Here is a 5,980-nt window from a genome sequence, read left to right on the forward strand (position 1 = left end):
CCGCGTCCGCGCCGCGCACCCGCCGGCCCACGCGGACGGGGTCGGACCACGGCCACGGGGGAGCGCGGGGCCCCGGGAGGCGGCGGAGGAGACGGGGGTCACGGCGAGGCCTCCGATCAGGGTGGTGGACGGCGGGACGCCGCAGATCGACGGGGATCCACGACTCCGCATGGCGAGACGGACCCATCCTCCCAGGTGACGGGCGGTAGGGTAGCCCTCATGAGTGACACCCGAGCCCGCCACGCATCCGTCGATCCCGTGTTCGGCACCGTCGTGCCCGCCATGGTCACGCCGATGCGACCGGACGGCTCCGTGGACCTGGACGCCGCCCAGGCGCTCGCCGAGCACCTGGTGGACCACGGGGCCGACGGCCTGGTGGTCACCGGCACCACCGGAGAGACCTCGACCCTCACGGACGAGGAGAACGTCGCGATGTTCCGCGCCGTGGTGGAGGCCGTGGGCGGCCGCGCCAAGGTGGTCGCCGGCACCGGCACCAATGACACGAACCACTCGCTGCACCTGAGCACCTTGGCCGCCGAGACCGGCGTGGACGGGCTGCTCCTGGTGACCCCGTACTACAACAAGCCCCCGCAGGCCGGCATCGCGGCGCACTTCCGTGCGATCGCGGACAAGGTGGACCTGCCGATCATGCTCTACGACATCCCGGGCCGCTCCGTGATGCCGATCCAGGCCGAGACCCTCGTCTCCCTGGCCGAGCACCCCAACATCGTGGCCCTCAAGGACGCCAAGGGGGACCTGCAGTCCACCACCACCGTCCTCGCCGAGACCGACCTCGCGGTCTACTCCGGCGACGACGGCGCCACCCTGCCGCTGATGGCCCTCGGTGCCGTCGGCGTGGTCTCCGTGGCCGCCCACGTGGCCCCCGCGAAGTATCGCGAGCTCGTGGACGCCGCCAACGCCGGCGACCTCGCCGCGGCCCGCAGGGCCCACTTCGAGCTGGACCCGGTCCAGCGGGGCATCATGTCCCACATCCAGGGCGCGGTGGCCGCCAAGGCCGTGCTCGCCGCCCAGTCAGTCATCCCGGCCGCCACCGTGCGGCTCCCGCTCGTCGAGGCCACCCCCGACGAGCTCTCGATCATCCGTGCCGACCTCGCGGAGGCCGGCATCACCTTCTAGAAGGGAAACCCACCCCATGCCCTCAGGCGCACGCCTGCAGACCCCGCCCAAGCTCAAGAAGGGCGCACTCCGGATCGTGCAGCTCGGAGGTCTCGAAGAGGTCGGCCGCAACATGGTCACCTTCGAGATCGACGGCAAGATCCTCATCGTCGACTGCGGCGTCCTCTTCCCCGAGGACACCCAGCCCGGGGTCGACCTCATCCTCCCGGACTTCTCCTACCTGAAGGACCGGCTGGACGACATCGTGGGCATCGTGCTCACGCACGGCCATGAGGACCACATCGGCGCCGTGCCGTACCTGCTCCGGCTCAAGTCGGACATCCCGCTGATCGGCTCGCAGCTGACCCTCGCCCTGATCGAGGCCAAACTCGAGGAGCACCGCATCAAGCCGCTCACCCTCGCCGTGAAGGAGGGGGACACCGAGCGCTTCGGCCCCTTCGAGTGCGAGTTCGTGGCGGTCAACCACTCCATCCCGGACGCGCTCGCCGTGTGCATCCGCACCGCCGCGGGCACCATCCTGCACACCGGCGACTTCAAGATGGACCAGCTGCCGCTCGACGGCCGTATCACGGACCTGCGCGCCTTCGCCCGCCTGGGCGAGGAGGGCGTGGACCTGTTCATGACGGACTCCACCAACGCGGAGGTCCCCGGCTTCACCATGACCGAGAAGGAGATCGGCCCCACCATCGAGCGCTACTTCGCCGAGGCGAAGCAGCGGATCGTGGTGGCCTCCTTCTCCTCGCACGTGCACCGTGTACAGCAAGTCCTGGACGCCGCCGCCAAGCACGGCCGCAAGGTCGCGTTCGTGGGCCGCTCGATGATCCGCAACATGGGCATCGCCTCCAAGCTCGGCTACCTGGACGTCCCGGACGGCCTGCTGGTCGACGCCCGCAAGGTGGACAAGTACCGGGACGACGAGGTCGTCCTGATGTGCACCGGCTCCCAGGGCGAGCCGATGGCCGCGCTGTCCCGCATGGCCAACGGCGACCACCAGGTCCAGCTGGCGGAGGGGGACCTCGTGGTCCTCGCCTCCTCGCTGATCCCGGGCAACGAGAACTCCGTGTTCCGCATCATCAACGCGCTCATGAAGCTGGGCGTGCAGGTGGTCCACAAGGGCATGGCCAAGGTGCACGTCTCCGGCCACGCCTCCGAGGGCGAGCTGCTCTACTGCTACAACATCGTCCAGCCGGAGCACGTGATGCCGGTGCACGGCGAGACCCGCCACCTCATCGCCAACGGCCGCATCGCGGAGAAGACCGGCGTGCCGGAGGACCGCGTGATCCTCGCCGCCAACGGCACCGTGGTGGACATGGTGGACGGGAAGGTCCGCGCCGTCGGCGAGGTCGACTGCGGCTACGTGTACGTGGACGGCTCCTCGATCGGCGAGATCTCCGAGGCGGACCTGAAGGACCGCATGGTGCTCGGCGAGGAGGGCTTCGTCTCCGTCATCACCGTGGTGAACCGCCAGTCCGGCAAGATCATCTCCGGCCCGGACATCCACGTCCGCGGTGTGGCCGAGGATGCCAAGGTGTTCGAGGGCGTCAAGCCGAAGATCGCCCGCGCCCTGGAGGAGGCCGTGCAGTCCGAGAAGACGCACACCACCCACCAGCTGCAGCAGGTCGTCCGCCGCACCATCGGCACCTGGATCAACCGCAAGCTGCGCCGCCGCCCGATGATCGTCCCGGTGGTCATCGAGGCCTGACCCTCGGCCACAGACCGGCCTCAGTGGCCGCCGAGCCCGTCACACCCGTTCGAAGCCCCGCGGTGTCCTTCTGGGACGCCGCGGGGCTTCGCGGTACCGTAGGAGTCCTATGGCGACTCGTACTTCCCCCGCGCGCTCGTCGTCCTCCTCCACACGTTCCCGCTCCGGCTCCGGCCGATCCGGGGGCTCCACGCGAGGCAAGGGCACGACCTCCAAGACCACCGTCGACCTGGACCGGCCCCCGCTGCCTGTCCGGGTCCTCCACGCGATCTGGATGGCCCTGGCCACCCCGGTCGGCTCCGTCGTCCGCAAGCTCGGCCCGGATGTGCGCATCCCGCGCGAGGACCGCCGGGACGGCACCGGCCTCCTGCTCGTCCTCCTGGCGGCGCTCATCGCCGCCGTCGAGTGGTGGGGCCTGCGGGACATCACGGAGTTCGGACGCATCGTCAACGCGGTGGTGGCCGGCACCGTCGGCTGGTTCGCCTTCCTCGTCCCGTTCATCCTGGTGATCATCGCGGTGCGGTGCTTCCGCACGCCCACCGAGCACCGGACCAACGGGCGCATCATCATCGGGCTGCTGGTCGCCACGGTCGCCGGCTCCGGCATCGCCCACCTGGCCGGGGGACTGCCCTCGGCCGCCGAGTCCTTCGAGGACATGCTCGGCGCCGGCGGCATGGTCGGCTACCTCGCCACCAGCCCCCTGGCGTCCCTGCTCACCGCCGTGCCGGTGTGGGCCCTCATGATCGGCCTGGCGTTCTTCTCCATCCTCATCGTCACCGCCACCCCGCTCGGGTCGATCGGCGAGCGTCTGCGCGCCGGCTACGCCTGGCTCACCGGGCAGGACCCGCAGGCCGCCGCCGAGGCCTCCCGCGAGCGCCGTGCCGCCCGCCAGGCCCGCCGCGCCGGGCGGTACGACGACGAGTCCGTCACGGACGGGTCCGATGCGGACCCGGAGGCTCGCACCCACCCGGACCACGACCAGTCCTACCTGGACAGCACCTCCCACCCGGCGCCGGAGGCCGCGCCCGCGAAGCGCCCCGGCCTGTTCGCCCGCCTCTTCGGTCGCGACCGCCGCGCCGAGCAGGAGCGGGCCCCCGAGTACACCGAGACCCGGGCCTACGACTCGCCGCTCGTGGACGATCCGGACGAGGAGACCGCGGCCGTGCCCGCGGACGAGCAGCCCACCCAGGCGCTCACCCGCCCGGTGGACGACCACGGCCGCCGCGGAGGCCGGCAGACCGGCTCCCACGTGTTCGACGCCGCCGCGGACTTCCCCGAGGCCGGCCAGGACGAGGGGACGGCCCGGATACCGAGGAGCTGCCGGCCGTCCCGGCGGGCGTGAAGCGCCCGACCGCCGCGGACCGCGCCCTCGAGCAGGTGCGCGAGCACGCCCGCTCCCAGCAGGGCTCCCACCCTGCGGGGGAGAAGGCCTCCTCCCGCCCGGCCCCGAAGCACGCCGGCGCGGACTGGACCGATGAGCCCGGTGACGCCGCGGACGAGGGCGAGACACCGTCGTCGTACGCGGACGCCGCCCCGGCGCCGGCCGTGCAATCCGTCTCCACCCCCGAGCCGGTGCCCTCTGTTCCGGCGGCTCCGGCCAAGACCGAGCAGCTGGAGCTCGGCGGGGACGTGTCCTACACCCTCCCCGAGTCCTCCCTGCTGCCGGCCGGCCCGGCACCGAAGGAGCGCTCCGAGGCCAACGACCGGGTGGTGGCCGCCCTGACCACCTGCTTCCAGGAGTTCAAGGTGGACGCCCAGGTCACCGGCTTCTCCCGCGGCCCGACCGTGACCCGCTACGAGGTCAACGTCGCCCCGGGCACCAAGGTGGAGAAGGTCACCGCCCTGGAGAAGAACATCGCCTATGCGGTGGCCTCCTCGGACGTACGCATCCTCAGCCCCATCCCTGGCAAGTCCGCGATCGGCATCGAGATCCCGAACACGGACAAGGAGGTCGTCGTGCTCGGCGACGTCCTGCGCTCCCAGGCCGCCCAGCGCAACGAGCACCCGATGATCATGGGCGTCGGCAAGGACGTGGAGGGCGGCTACGTGGTGGCCAACCTCGCGAAGATGCCGCACATGCTCGTGGCCGGCGCCACCGGCGCGGGCAAGTCCTCGTTCGTGAACTCGATGATCACCTCGATCCTCATGCGCTCCACCCCGGACGAGGTCCGGATGGTCATGGTGGACCCCAAGCGTGTGGAGCTCACGGCCTACGAGGGCGTCCCGCACCTGGTGACCCCCATCATCACCAACCCCAAGAAGGCCGCCGAGGCCCTGCAGTGGGTGGTGAAGGAGATGGACACCCGCTACGACGACCTCGCCGCCTTCGGGTTCAAGCACATCGACGACTTCAACAAGGCCGTCCGGGCCGGGAAGGTCCAGCTGCCGCCGGACTCCAAGCGCCAGCTGCGCCCCTACCCGTACCTGCTGGTGATCGTGGACGAGCTCGCGGACCTGATGATGGTCGCCCCGCGTGACGTGGAGGACGCGATCGTCCGCATCACCCAGCTCGCGCGTGCCGCCGGCATCCACCTGGTGCTCGCCACGCAGCGCCCGTCCGTGGACGTGGTCACCGGCCTGATCAAGGCCAACGTGCCCTCCCGCATGGCGTTCGCGACCTCCTCGGTCACCGACTCCCGCGTGGTCCTGGACCAGCCCGGCGCGGAGAAGCTCCTCGGCCAGGGCGACGCCCTGTTCCTGCCGATGGGCAAGTCCAAGCCGATGCGCGTCCAGGGCGCCTGGGTCAACGAGTCCGAGATCCACGCCGTGGTGGAGCACGTGAAGTCCCAGATGCAGGTCCAGTACCGCGAGGACGTGGTGCCGGAGAAGACCGAGAAGGTCATCGACGAGGACATCGGGGACGATCTGGACCTGCTGCTGCAGGCCGTGGAGCTGGTGGTCACCACCCAGTTCGGCTCCACCTCGATGCTGCAGCGCAAGCTCCGTGTGGGCTTCGCCAAGGCGGCCGGCTCATGGACCTCATGGAGTCCCGCGGCGTGGTGGGCCCGTCCGAGGGCTCGAAGGCCCGCGACGTGCTCGTCAAGCCCGACGACCTGGCCGGCGTGCTCGCCACCATCAGCGGCGACGCCCCGGCCGGAGCCGGCCGGTGCGTCTGCTCCGGCTGCCGGGCCCACGGACGCG

The 5,980-nt window shown here is 71.1% G+C and carries 3 protein-coding genes and 1 pseudogene; all 4 read left to right on the forward strand.

All coding sequences use genetic code 11. The features are described 5' to 3' along the window. The first annotated feature begins 219 nt into the window (after positions 1-219). Positions 220-1,137, forward strand: a complete 918-nt coding sequence (dapA, locus tag AC2W7A_RS08525) for a 4-hydroxy-tetrahydrodipicolinate synthase (RefSeq protein ID WP_485990983.1) — start codon at positions 220-222, stop codon at positions 1,135-1,137. A gap of 16 nt (positions 1,138-1,153) precedes the next feature. After that, a complete protein-coding gene (locus tag AC2W7A_RS08530) occupies positions 1,154-2,839 on the forward strand; it encodes a ribonuclease J (RefSeq protein WP_485990984.1) in 1,686 nt (561 codons plus the stop codon). Between the two features lie 109 nt (positions 2,840-2,948). After that, positions 2,949-4,181, forward strand: coding sequence for a DNA translocase FtsK 4TM domain-containing protein (locus AC2W7A_RS08535; RefSeq protein WP_485990985.1), 1,233 nt, complete (start codon positions 2,949-2,951; stop codon positions 4,179-4,181). A 2-nt stretch (positions 4,182-4,183) separates the two neighbouring features. Then, positions 4,184-5,980 (forward strand): annotated as a pseudogene (locus AC2W7A_RS08540) (DNA translocase FtsK); the annotation flags it as partial.

The sequence above is a fragment of the Micrococcus sp. LASM2_SD2 genome, from assembly GCF_057364565.1.